The 17,726-nt window shown below is 65.7% G+C and carries 7 protein-coding genes; 5 read left to right on the plus strand and 2 right to left on the minus strand.

Annotation, left to right across the window (positions count from 1 at the left end; genetic code table 11):
• Positions 1–247 precede the first annotated feature (247 nt).
• On the plus strand, positions 248–1,042 hold the full coding sequence (locus tag PPGU16_RS34625) for an N-acyl amino acid synthase FeeM domain-containing protein (RefSeq protein ID WP_180725357.1): 795 nt from the start codon (positions 248–250) through the stop codon (positions 1,040–1,042).
• A 138-nt stretch (positions 1,043–1,180) separates the two neighbouring features.
• Positions 1,181–4,126, plus strand: coding sequence for a putative bifunctional diguanylate cyclase/phosphodiesterase (locus PPGU16_RS34630; RefSeq protein WP_180725358.1), 2,946 nt, complete (start codon positions 1,181–1,183; stop codon positions 4,124–4,126).
• A gap of 27 nt (positions 4,127–4,153) precedes the next feature.
• On the opposite strand, the gene PPGU16_RS34635 is transcribed toward PPGU16_RS34630, so the two are convergent.
• On the minus strand, positions 4,154–5,083 hold the full coding sequence (locus tag PPGU16_RS34635) for a ketopantoate reductase family protein (protein ID WP_180725359.1): 930 nt from the start codon (positions 5,081–5,083) through the stop codon (positions 4,154–4,156).
• Positions 5,084–5,302: 219 nt separating this feature from the next.
• Here PPGU16_RS34635 and PPGU16_RS34640 point away from each other — a divergent pair, with 219 nt between their 5' ends.
• From PPGU16_RS34640 to PPGU16_RS34650, 3 genes are all read left to right on the plus strand, one after another.
• Positions 5,303–5,935, plus strand: a complete 633-nt coding sequence (locus tag PPGU16_RS34640; protein WP_180725360.1) for a nitroreductase family protein — start codon at positions 5,303–5,305, stop codon at positions 5,933–5,935.
• A 31-nt stretch (positions 5,936–5,966) separates the two neighbouring features.
• Positions 5,967–6,446 (plus strand): hypothetical protein, encoded by a 480-nt coding sequence (locus PPGU16_RS34645; protein ID WP_180725361.1) that lies wholly within the window; start codon positions 5,967–5,969, stop codon positions 6,444–6,446.
• 183 nt (positions 6,447–6,629) lie between these two features.
• Complete coding sequence (locus PPGU16_RS34650; protein ID WP_180725362.1) at positions 6,630–7,319, plus strand: MotA/TolQ/ExbB proton channel family protein; 690 nt, start codon at positions 6,630–6,632, stop codon at positions 7,317–7,319.
• Positions 7,320–7,359: 40 nt separating this feature from the next.
• Here the strand turns inward: PPGU16_RS34650 and PPGU16_RS34655 are convergent, their stop codons facing one another.
• Complete coding sequence (locus tag PPGU16_RS34655; protein WP_243460673.1) at positions 7,360–17,391, minus strand: autotransporter-associated beta strand repeat-containing protein; 10,032 nt, start codon at positions 17,389–17,391, stop codon at positions 7,360–7,362.
• Between the last annotated feature and the right edge of the window lie 335 nt (positions 17,392–17,726).

The raw sequence follows: 17,726 nt of genomic DNA on the forward strand, positions 1-17,726 counted from the left end.
GACCCATCCATTCCTGCCCCGTGTTCATCGCTGCTGTGTAGCTTCGACGAAACACTCATTTTTTATATCGCACGCGGCTCCCCATATTCGAAGGTTTTACCGGCACTGATTCAAATCCCACTCACCTGATTGAATGGCTGTGCATATCACCGTATCTGCGTTCATGAGACTCTAGTTTGTCGCGTTCGGCGCGGTTCTTCCGTTTTGAACGCGATGTACTTTTTTCTCACTCACCTACGGGGTTGATATGGACCGCATCGATTCAGTCGTTTTGAAGCAAAATACGGGTTATACGTTGCTCGAAGAGGGCTTTAATTCGGGCACGGTAAAGAAAACGGAAAGGCTGCCGTTTACGATTAAGGTGGTAAGTAACCGGACGGAGCTCGACAAGGCGGTCGAAATGCGCCGCGCGGCATACAGACGGCACTTGCCGGAATTCGCGGAGACCATGGGCGTCGAAGCACTGGACGGCGCGCCTGGCACGGTCGTGCTGCTCGCGCAATCGCGGCTGGACGGTGGCCCGCTCGGCACCATGCGGGTCCAGACCAACGCGTTCGATTCGCTCGCCGTCGAACAATCGGTCCAGCTGCCGGACTGGCTGAACCAGGCACGGCTCGCCGAGGCGACGCGGCTCGGCGTGGCGCGCGGCGCGATCGGGCGGATGGTGAAGGTGGCGCTGTGCAAGGCGTACTACATGTATTGCGCGCAGAACGGGGTCGACTGGATGTTGATTACCGCGCGTTCGCCGCTCGACCGGGAATATGAGGCGATGCTTTTCGAAGATGTATATGGCAAGAATGAATTCCTGCCGATGTCGCACGTGGGCGGATTGCCGCATCGGGTGATGGCGAAACCGGTTGCACTGGTCCGTCAGCGCTGGGCGAAGGTGAACCATCCGTTCTACGGGTTCTTCTTTGAAACGGATCACGTCGACATCGACGTCAGCGTCGCATCACCGCAGGAAGAGGCTGGCCATGGCACTGAGCGTGGCATGCTGCCGGACAGCGCCTCGGACTATCTGAGGTCGTTGAGCGAAGCGTAAGGCAGGTAGGGTAAGGTATCCGCCCGAAGCAATTCGGGCGGACAAAAGACGGATGAAGTCGGCACAGTCGTGTTTTCGCTGCCGACCACGCGGCATGGCAATGAAATCGGGAATGAAGTCACTGGGGAAATGCAGCAGATGACAAGCGTTAAGTGGGCGTTTCGGGACCGACTGACCGGCTGGGCTTTCCTGCGGTTTTCCGTATACGTCGCGCCATTCATGATTGCGCTTGGCACCGTCGCAGTCTTGCTTTGGGGCCCGCGCCAGTTCGATACCACGGGGACGGTTCCGTTGAGCTTCTCCGTGATCGCGGATCCGTCGGCGACGCTGTCGCCTGCCGCGGCCATCGAACGCCTGCGCAATGGCACGCACACCGCCCGCTTCAGTACCCATCTCGCCGAAACGCCTTTCTGGTTCATGCTCACCGCGCCAGCTCTGGGCAGCGGAGACGCCACGTTCGTCGATCTTCCGTCCCGGCATGCGCAAACGATTTCCTGCTGGAAGACGGGCCCCGTCCTCACGCTGCTCGGCGCGGGCGACCGCCACGGCACGAGCGGCGCGATGCGCGACAACAAGGCCGGCTTTGCGCTGAAACTCGACGAGCACACCGCCGATGCACAGATCCTGTGCCGTGGCACGTTCTCGGGCCCCGCCTATATCAGCGCGTCGGCATCGAGCCTCGACAAGCTCGAGGAGACGACGCTCGATTTCTACCAGAGCGCAGCGCTGATTACGGGCGGCCTGCTAACGCTCGCGATCTTCGTGTTCGTGACGGCCATCATCAATCGCGAATGGACTTACGTCATTTTTGCCGCATGGCTCGTCGGCAACCTGCGGCTGAGCGCGAATGCAATGGGCTTCGACACCGAATGGCTGGGCCGGACTGTCCCGCCCGACCATATCGAGTTTTTGCGGGAGTTCACTTTCGCGGCCTACTACGTGCTGACCACGACGCTCTTCGTGGAGCTGTTTCGCCGCGAGCTGAAAGCGATCGGTCTGCGCTGGAGCCTGCAGGCTGTGCGGTATGGCGGCTGCGTGCTGATGGCCGCCGCGTTCACGCTGAGCTACGCGCACTTCATTCCCGTGCTGTGGGCGACCGCCAGTTTCTGCATCCTGGTGCTGACCTATTTTCTCGTGCAGTTGTTCATCAAGGCGCGCTCGCGCACCGTGCTCTGGTACGTCGCGTCGATGGCCATCGTGCTGGTTGCGACGCTGTCGGAAGTCCTTGCTGCCGCATTCGGCGTGAAGGCGCTGGCGGGCACGCATAGCCCCGTCGTGACGGCGCTGTCGTCGAGCATGCTGTGTGCGTTCGCGATTGCCGAACGGATGCGCGAAGAACGCGAGCGCCGCCGGCAGATGCAGATCGAGCTGCGCAACACCTATGACGTCACGCCGATCGGCCTTTTCACATTGAACGGGGAAAGCTGCTTCGTCCGCGCCAACCCGGCGCTGCACGCGATGCTGGGCTTGAGCGACGAGCAGGACGGCACGCGTCGTTGGGCCGATTATTTCGCCCCGGGCGCCGAGCGCGCCCTGGGTGAACTGCTGGAGCGCGACGATTCGGCATCGATCGAAATCGATGGCACGGCCGGCACGAAGACGGAGTCGCGACGCTACTCGCTGCGCGCGATCCGCGCGAACGGCTTTATCGAAGGCTCGCTCGAAGACGTGACGGACCGCTCGAAAGCGGTCGAGCGGCTGCACTTCCTGGCCGAGCATGATCCCCTCACCGGTCTTCTGAACCGGCGCGGCATCGAGCATGCAATCGACCGGCAATGCGGCGAAAGCTCCCCGTGGGCGCTCGCGTATCTCGATCTCGACCGCTTCAAGCTGTTCAACGATCTGTTCGGTCACGGCACCGGCGACGAAATCCTGCGGCATGTCGCGGCGCGCCTCGTCGAGCGCCTCGGTGCCCATATTCCGATCGGGCGCATCGGCGGGGACGAGTTCGTGTGCGTGCTCGCGAACATGCCCATCGACGATGCCATCGTGCGTTGCCGCGAACTCGTCACCGCGTTGAACTCCGCGCCGTTTCATGTCGATACGCGAGCGTTCCAGGTCCGGGGATCGATCGGTGTCGTCGAGTGCTCGCAAGGCGAACGCGCGCTGGACGCCCTCGCCTATGCCGACCGCGCGTGCCGCGCCGCGAAACGCGGCGGCAATGCGCGGCTGGTGGCCCTGCGCAAGGGCGCACCGGCGTTCGAGGAGCGCGCCGCCGAGATCACTCTGATCGAGGCGCTGGGACAAAGCCGGCTGCCCGATGGGCTGTTCCTCGTGATGCAGCCCATCATGTCGATGCACACGCCGACGGAAGCGCTCGATTTCGAAATACTGCTGCGCATGCGCACGCCGGACGGCGCGGTAGCGACAGCAGCGAAACTGATCGCCGCCGCCGAGGACTCGGGCACGATCGTGGAAATCGACCGCTGGGTGCTCACGACGACGCTCGCATGGCTCAGCGAGAACCGCGCATCGCTCTCCACCACGCGCTTCGTGTGCGTGAACCTGAGCGGCGGTTCGCTCAACGACGAGCACTTCCTCGACGAGCTGTTCGCGCTGTTCTCGCGTCACGAGGACATCGTCCATTACCTGTGCATCGAGATTACCGAAAGCGTCGCGCTGCACGATCTCGAGCATACGGAACGCTTCATCGCGCGCGTGCACGACATGGGCGCGAAAATCGCCATCGACGATTTCGGCGCGGGGCAGACTTCTTTGCGCTACCTGAAGAAGCTGTCGGCCGATGCGCTGAAGATAGACGGCGAGTTCGTGCGTACGATGTGCAACCATCCCGCCGATATCGCGATCGTCGAGGCGATCATTACGCTCGCGCGCAATCTCGGCATGCGCAGCATCGCGGAGTGGGTTGAGGACTTCCAGACCCTGCGCGCGCTGGAGGAACTGGGCGTCGACTACGTGCAGGGCTTCGGCATCGCGAAACCGCAAGAGGCCGTCGATATTCTCGCGGCCACGTCAGCTGCGAGCTTCGTGACCAATCCCGAGCTTGCACGGTATCTGAAGGAACAGCAGACAACCCAACGCGGTGCAGACGATCAGCGGATGGAGCGTGAGAGCGCGGTGTGACGTGGTGTTCCGCGTGCTGCGGTGGCGTCAGTCCGTGCGCATGGCAAGGGCGCTATCCGCTCGCTGATTGTCGAGAACCCGAACCATCATCATCAGAAGATGATTGACGGGCGTCGCAATGCCCAACGCTGCGCCGCGCCCGACGATATGCCCATTCAGATGATCGATTTCGCTGGGCCGGCGCGTCGCCACGTCATGAGCAGTCGATGAATACTGCCCCGCAGGAATCGTCGCCATGATCCTGGCTACCGTCTCGTCGACGTCGCTGGAGATATTTACGCCGTCCGCGCCGGCAACCGCGATGCATTCCGCCACGATATCGCGCATCGCCGTGCTCACGGCCGTCCCGCCGCGCTGACAAAGCTCGCCGAAAGGCAACTGAACGAGTGCCGAAATCGCGTTGTACGCGCAGTTCAAGACAAGCTTTTCCCACAGCGCGCCGCGTACATTCGCGGATACCGAAGTCGGTACGCCTGCGTCATTCAGAACCCGGGCCAGACGCTCGCTGGACCTGCCGGGCTCGACGATCAGTTCGCCTCTTCCGTTGTGCCGAACGTGGCCCGTTCCGCGCATTTCGCTTCCGACGTAGACCACGGCAGCCAATACTTCGCGCTCGACAAGCGAGCGCACCCTTTCCGCATTATCGACACCGTTCTGCAGTGTGACGATCACGGCAGACTGCGAAAGATAGGGCGTCATTGCAGCCACTGCCGCTTCCGTATCGGGTGACTTGACGCAAAGAAGGACCGCGTCTGCGCCCGCCACGCCCGAAGCGTCCGTGCACGCCGTTACCTCGATGAACTCATCGAAAGCAAGCGACTCGAGCCGCAGTCCGTCCCGCCGGATGGCTGCGACGTGATTCTGCCTGCCGATCAACGTCACTTCATGCTCCGCCCTGGCCAGCATGCCGCCGTAAAAACAGCCCACTGCGCCAGCGCCCATCACTGCAAATTTCATGTGTCCCTCGAACTGTCGAAACGGTCGGTCGACGTGAAAATCCCGACGCTAGACGCGATTAGAACGGCAGAACTTGTCTTCCATATTTCGTCGAGGTGTCGAAATGTATCCGTGAGTTTTTTGCCCGAGCACATTTTCTAAATGCGAATCGTTTGCATTTAGACGAAAACCGTAGCATCATGATGCCTACCGAAGCCCTTGCACCAACGAGCCCGCCACATGACTTCCACCGTGATAGCAGCCCCCGCCGATCACACGACGCAAACCGCGATCGACCTGCTGCTGTCGCGCCGCTCGCACTGGCCGCTATCGGAGCCCGCGCCCACTCAGCGGCAACTGGACCACATCTTCGATGCCGCGATGCGCGCCCCGGATCATGGTCGTCTGCGTCCGTGGCGCTTCATCACCATTCGAGATGAAGCGCGCCATGCTTTCGGCGACCTATTGGTCGATCTCGCCGCCGCACGCGCGCCGGACGAACCGCGTAGCGCTCACGCGCATCGACGGCAGCGCGCGATGGCTGCGCCGTTGATCATCGCGCTCGTGGCGGCTATCGACCAATCTTCGTCAGTGCCGGAACTGGAGCAACTGCTGTGCGTCGGCGCCGCCGCGATGAACATGCTCAACGTCATTCATCTGTACGGCTACGGCGGTTTCTGGGCGACGGGCATCGATAGCTATGAACCGGCCATGCATCGCGCGCTCGGGCTCGATGCGTCCGAACGTCTGCTTGGCTTTCTGTTCGTCGGCACGCCGCAGAAAGAGAAAGAAGGTCAACCGGTGCGCCGGCCTGCCAGCGATGCCTATGTCCGCGCATGGCAACCCGTTCCGTGTGACGCTGCCCGCGCCTGATCCGCGCAGCCATGATCTTGTCGAGAATACGATGAACTATCCGGCCTTTGCCTTGCGTGAAGCTTCGCTCAGCGAAGACGCTCTCTCGCACTATCCCGATGCGAGCGAGCAACTGGTATTGAACGCCGTGCGCACGTGGTTCCGGCCGCGATGCGACGCCGTGCGCCAGGGGCAGCACTGGCGCGACGTGCTTGGCGACGCGGGGCTGGCCATTGCCGGCATCGACTGCTTCGACATGATGATGCACGCGCTGCTGCACGCTTCTCATCGGCCGCTGGATACACGGTGCCGCTGCGCGTCGGACATCGCCAGCGACGAGGCGTCGCTGCTGCAGACGCTGGCCTATCTGCAATCGACGGATTCGTCCGCTGCCACCAGTCTATTGAATCAATGGCTGCCGTCCGCTTCAGTCGGACACACGCTCAAGGTCATGCGCTGGTTCGCGCTGAATCTGTTGAATGCGGGCATCGTGGTCCGCTTGCGAGCAAGGCGCGTTGCTTACATGCATTGATGCATATAGCGCGCCTTCTCCTCTAGGCTGGCTAATAACGCCGGCCTTTGCTTCATTTCATCCCTCACGTTCCACCGCTTACCGACGACCCGCAAGCGTCGAAACGCATCGCGCCCTGCGCTGAATGCGCGCGTCTTTCGCGCTACGATGTAGCCCGCAACAGCGCACTCACGGAGGACAGGCATGCAGCACTACGGCTTGGAAAACGTCTGGCAGCAAGGCGATTTCGTGACGCGCGCCATTCTCGTCGCGTTGTTGCTGATGTCCTTGCTGTCGTGGACCGTCATCGTGCTCAAGCTCTGGAACGTGATGCGGCTCAGACGCATCGCACGCGCGACGGAGCGCGCGTTCTGGCATGCTGGCAATCTCGAAGCGGGCCTGCATCGGCTCGGCAACGACGACTCGCCATACTCAGGCAATGTGCTGCTCGCGCTGGCGCTGTCGGGCAAGGAGGCCGTCGAGCATCACCAGGTCACGCAGTCGAATCTGCAGCATTCGATGGACATCTCCGACTGGGTCACGCGCTGCCTGAAAGACACGATGGACGACATCGTCACGCATCTGCAGGCGGGTCTGACGGTACTTGCGTCGATCGGCAGCACGGCGCCGTTCGTCGGCCTGTTCGGCACGGTATGGGGCATCTATCATGCGCTGATCGTCATCGGCCATACGGGACAGGCGAGCATCGATCATGTCGCGGGTCCCGTCGGTGAGTCGCTGATCATGACGGCGTTCGGGCTGTTCGTCGCAATTCCGGCCGTGCTCGGTTACAACGCGCTGACACGCGCCAACCACGGGCTTGCCACTCAGCTCAATCGCTTCGCGCATGGCATTCACGCGTACTTCGTGACGGGCGCGCGGCCTGCGGCGTGAAGCGCACGAAGCGTATCTGCCGACCTTCCAGTCTCCAGCGTCAGAACCTCCACGCGAAGCGCCCCGAAATTGCGTTGTCGTGCGAGCCGCCGCCATACTGGCCGCTATACGACACGCCGAGCGTCATGTTCTTCGCGAGGTTCGCATCGACACCCAGTTCGACGACGGCGCTGTCACGCGCGATCGGCACGCCTGCCACATCGAACGACGAACTGCCGCCGACGAACGCCAGCGTCGAACTCGGCTGCGAGTTGCCGAACGCATGGCGCCAGCCTGTCATGGCATGCGCGCTGAACGCGGCGCCCGGCAATTCGCCAAGCCGCGTCGCGATGCGCAAACCCAAGGTCGAAAAGCCGAAGTTGTCGGTTTCGCCGTTGCTGCGCAGCGCGCTGTCGCCGCCGTTCTCGGTGAAGCCATCCGTATGCAGGTTCACATACGCGAGTCCCGCGAACGGCTCGATCGCGAAACGGTTGAAGGGCACCGCATAGCCCACTTCGCCGAACACCTGCGCCGTTTTCGCCGTGTAATCGGCGCTGTCGTGATCCGTGAAGCCGGTGAAACCCGGATAACGGTCCATGCTCACGTCGTTCCATGAATACGACGCGCCCAGCCGCACGCCGACGGGTCCGTATTGCGCGCCGCCGTACATTGCGACGTGATAGCTGTCGACGGACGCCGACGAATTCAGATCGTTGTCGAGCGAGCTATGCCCGAAGCCGCCCGCGACGCCGAAACGCCACGTGTCGTTCAGCGCCATATCCGCGCCGCCGATGAAACCCGTCGTCGTACGGTCGATACCCGAAGCATTGCTGTCGCCCGCGAGCCGGCTGTCGGCGCCGTAGGCCTGCGCCCACACGACGGGCCGATACGGCCGCGAATCGGAGCACGCATCGGCGGCAGGCAGCGCGCCTTGCGCGCTGCGGTTATCGCACTGCGCGGAGCCCGACGACATCGCCGCCAGCGGCCCGCTCGAAGGCGCGAGACCCTGCCGCAGACGATCCGTCACGGCATCGCGCAGATAACGGCTGTCGAGCAGCAGCATGGTCTTCGTGCTCGCATGCAGTTCGCCGTCGAGCTGGTTGAACGCGACGCGCGCAGTCGGCACATCCGTCGACAGCAACGCGGGGATCAGCGCGCCCGTGTCGGGCAGCGTCGCCAGCGCGGTCGCCACGGCCGTTTCGTTCTTCGTCGTTGCAACCGACGAGAACGCCGCGCCGTTCGGCGTCATGCTGATGTAAACGTGCGTCGCGTCATAGCTGAGCGTGGGCGTGAGAAACGCGAGGTTCGACGTGACGCCTTCGAAGGCTCCAGTCACGCCCTGGCTCGCGCTGACGATCGCGTAACTCGTCGACGGCGTATAGATGCCCTGCCCGGCCAATACCTGCACATTGCCGCCCGCGAGCGTCGCGCCTCCCGTCGATGCGACCGTTCCACTCTGCGCCGGCGTGGCCGCGACATTCAGCTGCGAGCCCTGCTCGAACAAGACGTTGCCCGTCACGTTCAGGCTGTGGCCCGGCTGACCGGCTAGCGCCATCGCCCCGTTGCGCACGATCAGCCCGCCGATCGTGCCCGTTCCCGTGAGCGTCGCGCCGGGCTGCACGGTCACCGTCGAGTTCGCTGCCGAACCCGTCACCGACAGCGTGCCCGACGAGACCGTGGTCGGTCCGCTGTAGGTATTGGTGCCGCTCAGCGTCAACGTGTCGACGCCCGCCTTGTTGACCGATCCCGTGCCCGACAGCGAGCCCGCAAAGTTGCCGCCGCCCGTGACGGTGAGCGCCGCGTTGCCGAGATTGATCGACGCGCCCGACAGGCCGTTCAGCGACGCGAGGAACAGGTGCAGCGGCGGCGCGGAGCCGGCCGTCTCGAGATCGAGCATGCCGCCGTTCATCGTCAGCCCGCCCGTGCCGAGTGCGCCGCTCGACGCCAGCGTCAGCGTGCCGCCGTTGACCACGGTGCCGCCTGCGTAGCTGTTGTCGCTGGCAAGCGTGAGATTCGCCGCACCGTTCTTGATGAAGCCGCCCGCGCCCGACACGACGCCCGACAGCGTCGTATCCGCGCTGCCGCCGATCGTCGCCGTCGCGTTCAGCACGACCGGGTTCGCGAGATTGACGGGCGCGGCCGCATCGAGCGTCGCTGGCGCGCCGACGGTCAGCGCGCCGCTGCCGAGCGCCGCATCGTTGCCGACGACGAGCTTGCCGCCCGTCAGCGTCGTGCCGCCCGTGTAGGTGTTCGCCGTCAGCAGCGTCTGCGTGCCGTTGCCCGCCTTGACGAGTCCACCCGTGCCGCCGATCGTGCCGCTGAACGTGCCATCGGAGCCGCCGCCGAGCATCAGAGTCGTCGCGCCGAGCGCCACGTTCGTACCCGTCACGCCGGAGAGCGAGCCGATAGTCGGCGTGCCGGTCGTGCCGCTCACGTCGAACGCCGTGCCTGCGTTTGCAAGATCGACGTTGGTCGCGTTCGACAGCGTGCCCGTGCCGCCAAGCGCGAGCGTGCCCGCATTGACCGTCGTGGCGCCCGTGTAGGTGTTCGTGCCCGTGAGCGTTTCCGTGCCCGTGCCGACCTTGACGAGGCCGCCCGTGCCCGCGATGCCGCCCGAGAACGTGCCGTTGCTCGCGTCGCCTGACGTCAGCGTGTTCGCGCCGAGATTGATCGTGCCGCCGCCCGTCAGCGTGCCGAACGTCTGCATGCCGTTACCCGCCGACAGATCGAAGGTCGCGCCGTTCGCAACGTCGACGATGCCGCTTGCCGCGAGGCTCGCGTTCGCGCCGAGTGCGAGCGTGCCCGCGTTGACCTGCGTGCCGCCTGTGTACGTGTTGATGCCGTTCAACGTGAGCTTCGCTGCGCCGTCTTTGGTCAGGCCGCCCGTGCCGGCGATCGCGCCATTGAGCGTCAGATCGTTGGTGCCGGGCACGGTCAACCCGGCATTCAGCACGACGTTGTTGGCCAGCGTCGTTGCCGCGCTGCTGTCGAGCGTGCTCGCGCCGCCGACCGTCAACGCCCCCGTGCCGAGCGCCGAATTGTTGCCGACGATCAGGCCGCCCGCATTGAGCGTCGTGCCGCCGCTGTAGGTGTTCGCGCCCGTCAGCGTTTCGACGCCTGCGCCCTGCTTGACGAGCCCGCCCGTGCCTGTGACGGTGCTGGCAAGCGTCTGGTTGGACGCATCGCCGAACGTCAGCGACTTGCCGCCGAGCGCGACCGTGCTGCCCGCTGCGCCCGCCAGTGCGCCGACCGTCTGGTTGCCCGCCGCGCCGCTGATATCGAACCCGGCGCCTGCGCCCGCAACGTTGACCGCACCCGTCGACGCGAGGCTGCCCGCACCCGACAGGGCGAGCACGCCTGCGTTGATGGTCGTGCCGCCCGTGTAGGTGTTCGTGTTGGTGAGCGTCTCGGTGCCGTTGCCCGCCTTGACGATGCCGCCCGTGCCGCTGATCGTGCCGCCGAAGGTCTGGTTCGACGCATCGCCGAAGCTCAGCGTGTTCGCGCCGAGCGTCACGTCGCCGCCGGCGCCCGCAAGCGCGCCAATCGTCTGGTTCGCGCCCGAGCCGCTGATGTCGAAGCCCGTGCCCGGGCCGCCAAGCGCGACACTGCCCGTCGAAGCGAGACTGCCGCCCGCGCCGAGCGCGAGCGTGCCGTCGGCGATCGTCGTGCCGCCCGTGTAGGTGTTCGCGCCCGTCAACGTTTCGGTGCCCGTACCCACTTTCACGAGACTGCCCGTACCGCCGATTGCCCCGCTGAAAGTGCCGTCGGTGGCATCGCCGAGCGTCAGTGAGTTCGCGCCGAGATTGATCGCGCCGCCGCCCGTCAGCGTGCCGAAGGTCTGCGTGCCGTTGCCCGCCGACAGATCGAAGGTCGCGCCGTCCGCGACATCGACGATGCCGCTTGCCGCGAGGCTCGCGCCCGCGCCGAGCGCGAGCGTGCCCGCGTTGACCTGCGTGCCGCCCGTGTACGTGTTGGCGCCGTTCAAGGTGAGCGTCGCTGCGCCGTCTTTCGTCAGACCGCCCGTGCCGGAGATCGAGCCGTCGAGCGTCAGGTCGTGACTGCCGAGCACCGTCAGTCCCGCGTTCAGCACGACATTGTTGGCGAGCGTCGTTGCCGTGCTGCTGTCGAGCGTGCTTGCGCCACCGACCGTCAACGCACCCGTGCCGAGCGCCGAATTATTCCCGACGATGAGGCCGCCCGCGTTGAGCGTCGTGCCGCCGCTATAGGTGCTCGCGCCCGTCAGTGTTTCGACGCCCGAGCCGTTCTTCACGATGCCGCCCGTGCCCGTGATCGCACCTGCGAAGGTCTGGTCCGACGCGTCGCCGAACGTCAGCGAATTGCCGCCGAGCGCGACCGTGCTGCCCGCTGCGCCCGCCAGCGAGCCGACCGTCTGGTTGCTGGCTGCACCACTGATGTCGAACGCCGCGCCCGCGGCGGCAACGTTCACCGCGCCCGTCGCCGCGAGGCTGCCGCCGCCCGCGAGCGCCAGCGTGCCCGCATCGATCGTCGTGCCGCCCGTGTACGTGTTCGCGCCCGTCAGCGTCTGCGTGCCGCTGCCCTGCTTGACGATGCCGCCCGTGCCGCCGATCGAACCGCCGAACGTGCCGTTGGTCGCGTTGCCGAACGTCAGCGTGTTCGCGCCGAGCGTGACGTTCGTGCCGGCCACGCCCGTCAATGCGCCGATCGTCGGCGCGCCCGTTGCCGCGCTGATATCGAAGCCCGCGCCAGTATTCGCCAGATTCACGTCCGTCGACGACGACAGACTGCCCGCGCCCGCCAGCGCCAGCGTGCCGCCGTTGATCGTCGTGCTGCCGGTGTAGGTATTCGCGCCTGTCAGCGTTTCCGTGCCGCTGCCCTGCTTGACGAGACCGCCCGTGCCGCTGATCGCGCTGCCGAGCGTTTGCGAGGTCGCATCGCCGAATGCCAGCGTGTTCCCGCCGAGCGCGATCGTGCTGCCCGCTGCGCCCGACAGCGCGCCGACAGTCTGATTCGCGCCCGCATTGCCGATATCGAATGACGAGCTGCCGCTTGCCAGGTTCACCGCGCCCGTTGCCGCAAGGCTGCCGCCCGCGCCGAGCGCAAGTGTGCCGTCTGCGATCGTCGTGCCGCCCGTGTACGTGTTCGCACCCGTCAGCGTCTCGGTGCCGCTGCCCTGCTTGACGATGCCGCCCGTGCCGCTGATCGCGCTGCCCAGCGTTTGCGAACTCGCGTCGCCGAATGTCAGCGTGTTCCCGCCGAGCGTGATCGAACTGCCGTTCACGCCGGACAACGCGCCGACGGTCTGATCGGCGCCCGCGCCGCTGATGTCGAAGCCGGAACCGATGCCGTTCAGCGTGACGCCACCCGTCGCGGCGAGACTGCCGCCCGCGCCGATCGCGAGCGTGCCCGCGTCGATGGCCGTGCCGCCCGTGAAGGTGTTGGTGCCCGTCAATGTTTCGGTGCCCGAACCAACCTTCACGAGACTGCCGCTGCCGCCGATCGAACCGCTGAACGTGCCGTCCGCCGGGCCACCGACAGTCAGCACGTTCGAGCCGAGAATCACATTGCCGCCGCCCGTCAGCGTGCCGAAGGTCTGCAGGCCGTTGCCCGCCGACAGGTCGAAGGTCGCGCCCGTCACGACATCGACGATGCCGCTCGCGGCAAGGCTCGCGTTCGCGCCGAGCGCGAGCGTGCCGGCGTTGACCTGGGTGCCGCCCGTGTAGGTATTGGCACCGTTCAGCGTGAGCGTGGCCGCGCCGTCTTTCGTCAGACCGCCCGTCCCTGAGATCGCGCCGTTGAGCGTCAGGTCGTTCGTGCCGAGCACGGTCAACCCGGCGTTCAGCGCGACGTTGTTGCCGAGCGTTGCCGCGGACGTCGTGTCGAGCGTGCTCGCGCCGCCGACCGTCAGTGTGCCGGTGCCAAGCGCCGCGTCGTTGCCGAGCACGAGGCCGCCTGCATTGAGCGTCGTGCCGCCGCTGTACGTGCTGGCGCCCGTCAGCGTCTGCACGCCTGCACCCTGCTTGACGATGCCGCCTGTGCCGCTGATCGTGCCGTCGAACGTCTGGTCGGTAGCGTCGCCGAAGCTCAACGTATTCGCGCCGAGCGACACCGTGCTGCCCGCCACGCCCGACAGCGCGCCGACGGTCTGGTTTGCGCCTGCATTGGCGATGTCGAACGCAGCGCCTGCGCCACCCAGCGTCACGCCGCCGCTCGCCGCGAGACTGCCACCCGCGCCGAGCGCGAGCGTGCCCGCGTTGATCGTCGCGCCGCCCGTGAAGGTGTTCGCGCCCGTCAGCGTCTCAGTGCCGCTACCCTCTTTGACCAGACCGCCCGTGCCGTTGATCGAACCGCCGAACGCGCCATTGTTCGCATTGCCAAGTATCAGCGTATTCGCGCCGAGCGCCACGCTCGTACCGCTTACGCCATTGAGCACGCCGATGGTCGGCGCAGCACTCGCGCCGCTGACGTCGAGCGCCGCGCCGGCGTTCGCGAGATTCATATCCGTCGATGCCGACAGGTTGCCCGCGCCCGACAGCGCAAGCGTCCCGGCATTGACGGTTGCCGGCCCCGTGAAGGTGTTCGCGCCTGCGAGCGTCAGCGTTGCCGCGCCGTTTTTCGTCAGGCTTCCCGAGCCCGACAGCGCACCGTTCAGCGTCAGGTCGTTCGAGCCGAGCACCGTCAGCCCGGCATTCAGCGCGATGTTGTTGGCGAGTGTTAGCGATGTGCTGCTGTCGAGCGTCGCCCCGCCGTTCACCGATACCGCGCCCGAACCGAGCCCTGCGTTGTTGCCGAGTACCAGGCCGCCCGCATTGAGCGCCGTGCCGCCGCTATACGTGTTGGCGCCCGCGAGCGTCTGCACGCCGCTCCCCTGCTTGACGATGCCGCCCGTGCCCGCGAGCGTGCCGGCAAACACCTGGTTGGTCGAATCGCCGAAGCTCAGCGTGTTCGCGCCGAGCGACACCGTGCTGCCCGCGACGCCTGCGAGCGAGCCGATCGTCTGGTTGGCGCCCGAAGCGCTGATGTCGAATGCCGATCCCACGCCCGAGAGCGTGACGCCGCCGTTTGCCGCGAGGCTGCCGCCCGCGCCGAGTGCTAGCGTGCCCGCATTGACGGTCGCGCCGCCCGTGAAGGTGTTCGCGCCCGTCAGCGTCTGCGTGCCGCTGCCCCGTTTGACGACGCCGCCCGTGCCGCCGATCGTGCCCGCGTAGGTCGAACTGGCCGTGCCGCCCAGCGTCAGCGTGCGGGCGCCGAGCGCCACCGCGCTGCCCGCGACGCCCGTCAACGTGCCGATGGTGCGGTTGCCGTTTGCACCGCTGATATCGAAGCCGGCGCCCGCATTGGCGAGATTCAGGTTGGTTGCGGCCGTTAATGCGCCAGCGCCCGATAGTGCAAGCGTCCCCGCGTTGACCGTCGCACTGCCTGTGAAGGCGTTTGCGCCCGTCAGCGTTTCGGTGCCTGCGCCCTGCTTGACGATGCCACCCGGGCCGCTGATCGCGCCGCCGAAGGTCTGGTTCGACGCATCGCCGAAGCTCAACGTGTTCGCGCCGAGCGTCACGCCGCCTGCCGTGCCGGCGAGCGCGCCGATCGTCTGGTTCGCGCCGGACGCGCTGATATCGAAACTCGCGCCCGCGCCGCCGAGCGTCACGCCACCCGCTGCGGCAAGGCTCCCGCCCGCGCCGAGCGCGAGCGTCCCTGCGTTGATCGTCGTGCCGCCTGTGTAGGTGTTCGCGGCCGTCAGCGTCTGCGTGCCCGTGCCTTGCTTGAGGATGCCGCCCGTGCCGCCGATCGTGCCGCCGAAGCTGCGGTTCGTCGTATCGCCGAACGCGAGCGCATTCGCTCCGAGTGCGATCGTGCTGCCCGTCACACCTGATAGCGCACCGATGGTCTGTGCACCCGTTGCGCCGGTGATATCGAATGCCGTGCCTGCACCAGCAAGATTGAGCGCGCCGCTCGCCGCGAGACTGCCGCCCGCGCCGAGCGCAAGCGTGCCTGCGTTGACGGTCGTGCCGCCTGTATAAGTACTCGCGCCCGTTAGCGTCTGCGTACCGCTGCCCTGCTTGACGATACCGCCCGTGCCGCTGATCGCGCTGCCGAGCGTTTGCGAACTCGCGTCGCCAAACGTCAGCGTGTTGGCGCCGAGCCCGACGCTGGTGCCGGCCACACCGGACAGCGCGCCGATCGTGCGCGCGCCGCTCGCTGCGCCGATGTTGAATTGCGCGCCCACGCCAGCGAGGTTGACGGCGCTGCCCGTTGCAAGACTGCCGCTGCCGGACAACGCGAGCGTGCCGCCATTGATCGTCGTGCCGCCCGTATATGTGTTCGCGCCGCTCAGCGTTTGCGTGCCCGTGCCCTGCTTGATGAGGCCACCCGTGCCGCTGATCGCGCCGCTCAACGCGAGGCTGTTCGCATCGCCGAAGGTCAGCGTGCGCGCGCCGAGCAACACGTTGCCGCTGCCCGACAGTTCGGCGAGCGTCTGGTTCGCCGTGGCTGCACTGATGTCGAGCGCAGTCCCCGCAGCGTTCAATATCACCGAGCCCGTCGGCGCAAGCGTTCCCGCGCCCGTCACGGCTAGCGTGCCGCCATTCACCGTCGCGGGTCCCGTGAAGGTATTCGCGCCCGTGAGCGTCAACGTGGCCGCGCCGTTCTTCGTGAGACCGCCGCTGCCGGCGATGGCCCCTGCGAGCGTCAGCGCATTGCTGCCGCCAAGGCTCAGCACCGTGCCGCTGCCCAGATTGACTGCGTTGCCGAGCGCAAGTCCGGCCGCGCTGGTATCGAGCGTGCTCGATGCATTCACGTTGAGCGCGCCAGTGCCGAGCGCCGTGTTGTTCGACAGCACGAGTCCGCCGCCAGCCAGGTTCGTGCCGCCCGTATAGCTGTTGTTGCCCGTGAGCGTTAGCGTGCCCGCGCCCGTCTTCGTCAATGCGCCGCTGCCGCTCGCCGCGCCGGACAGCGTCATCGGATTGGCGCCCGCGACCGTCAGGCCACCCGAGCCGAACAGCAGCGCGTTGCCAAGGTTCAATCCTGCCGTTGCCGTTTGCAGCGCGCCGCCCGTCGACGTGATCGTCCCTGTGCCGAGGCTCGCGCTGTTGTCGATGTTCACGACGGCGCCCGATGCAAGCGCCGCATCGCTGACGCTCGATGCGCCGTTCAAGGTCCACGTGCCGCTATCGACGGCGAGGTGGTTGAAGTTGATGTAGTTCGCAATGCCCATCTGCCCCGTGGCAGGACCGCCCCCTGCCTGCTGCAGGCGCAGCGTGTTATTGCCGCCCGCGCCGCCGTCGACGATGCCCGCCGCCGCGAAGCCAAGATTGAAACCGAGCACGCCGAGTACGTTGCCCGACACACCCGTGCCCGCCGACACCGACGAGCCGGTGCGCGCCGTAAACGTATTGGTGCTGCCCGCGCCCATCGACACGCTGCCGACGATCGTGCCCGCATTGACGAAGGTATTGCCCGCCCCGGGCGTCGCCGATGCCTCGAACGCGACGCGGCCATTGATGGTGCCCGTACTGCTGTTGGTGAACACGACCTGGCCGCCGCCGTAGAAGGCTGCCGTCGCCAGATCGCCCGTGCCGACAGAAACGCCTGCGAGCGCGGACGCCCCCATCAAGCCGCTGTTCGTGATGTTCGTGACGCCGCCCGTGCCGTTCTGCACCGAGAGCGCGAGGCCCGTCAGACTGCTCAGGTTCACGCCGAGCAGGCCCATGGTGCCGTTCATCGTGCCCGTGTTCGTCACGTTGACGGTGCTCGCCGCCGCATTGCCGATGACCGTGCCCGTGGACAGAATACTGAGCGCGCCGAGCAGCGATGGATCGATCGTGCCCGCGTTGTTCAGCGTGACGTTGTTGCCCGTCAGCGTCAGCGCGTTACCCCCGACGCCCAGCAACACGCCGAGGGAAGAGCCTGTGTTGGTGGTAACGGTCAGATTATTGGCACTGCTCGAAAAGCTGGGTGCAAGCGGATTCGCCGCGCCCGAGCAGGTCACGGTCGACCCCGCGGTGCTGCATGCCGCTTCCGCCTCGCGCAGGCCCGCGGCATTGAATGCCAGAAATACGCTGACCGCAATTGCCGTTCTTTGCAGATTGAATGTATTCCGATCGATAACGCGTTTCACGGAATCTCCCTCAGGACGTGAATCGGGTGAAAATCGAAAACTAAAATCCCGTTTTAAACAGGCAATATCGATCCACCCGGTCAATATCGACAGGCAATATTTACAGTTAATATGCCGGTTTAATGGCGCGCTATTGCATGGGCGTGCGAAAGCCCGCGCGTCAGCGCCAATTAGCTAAAACGGATATCGAATGGAGAATCGGGAGCGGTCAGGAATAGCGCATTCAGAAACCCCTCGGTAGCAGTGTCTCTCAGTTATGTTTGTTGACCTCTTTGGTATCGCCAGCATATACAAAGATAATCGTGCTTACAAAGTATTTCTTTCGATTGACCAAC

The organism is Paraburkholderia largidicola, assembly GCF_013426895.1.
In the GTDB taxonomy this organism is placed as follows: domain Bacteria; phylum Pseudomonadota; class Gammaproteobacteria; order Burkholderiales; family Burkholderiaceae; genus Paraburkholderia; species Paraburkholderia largidicola.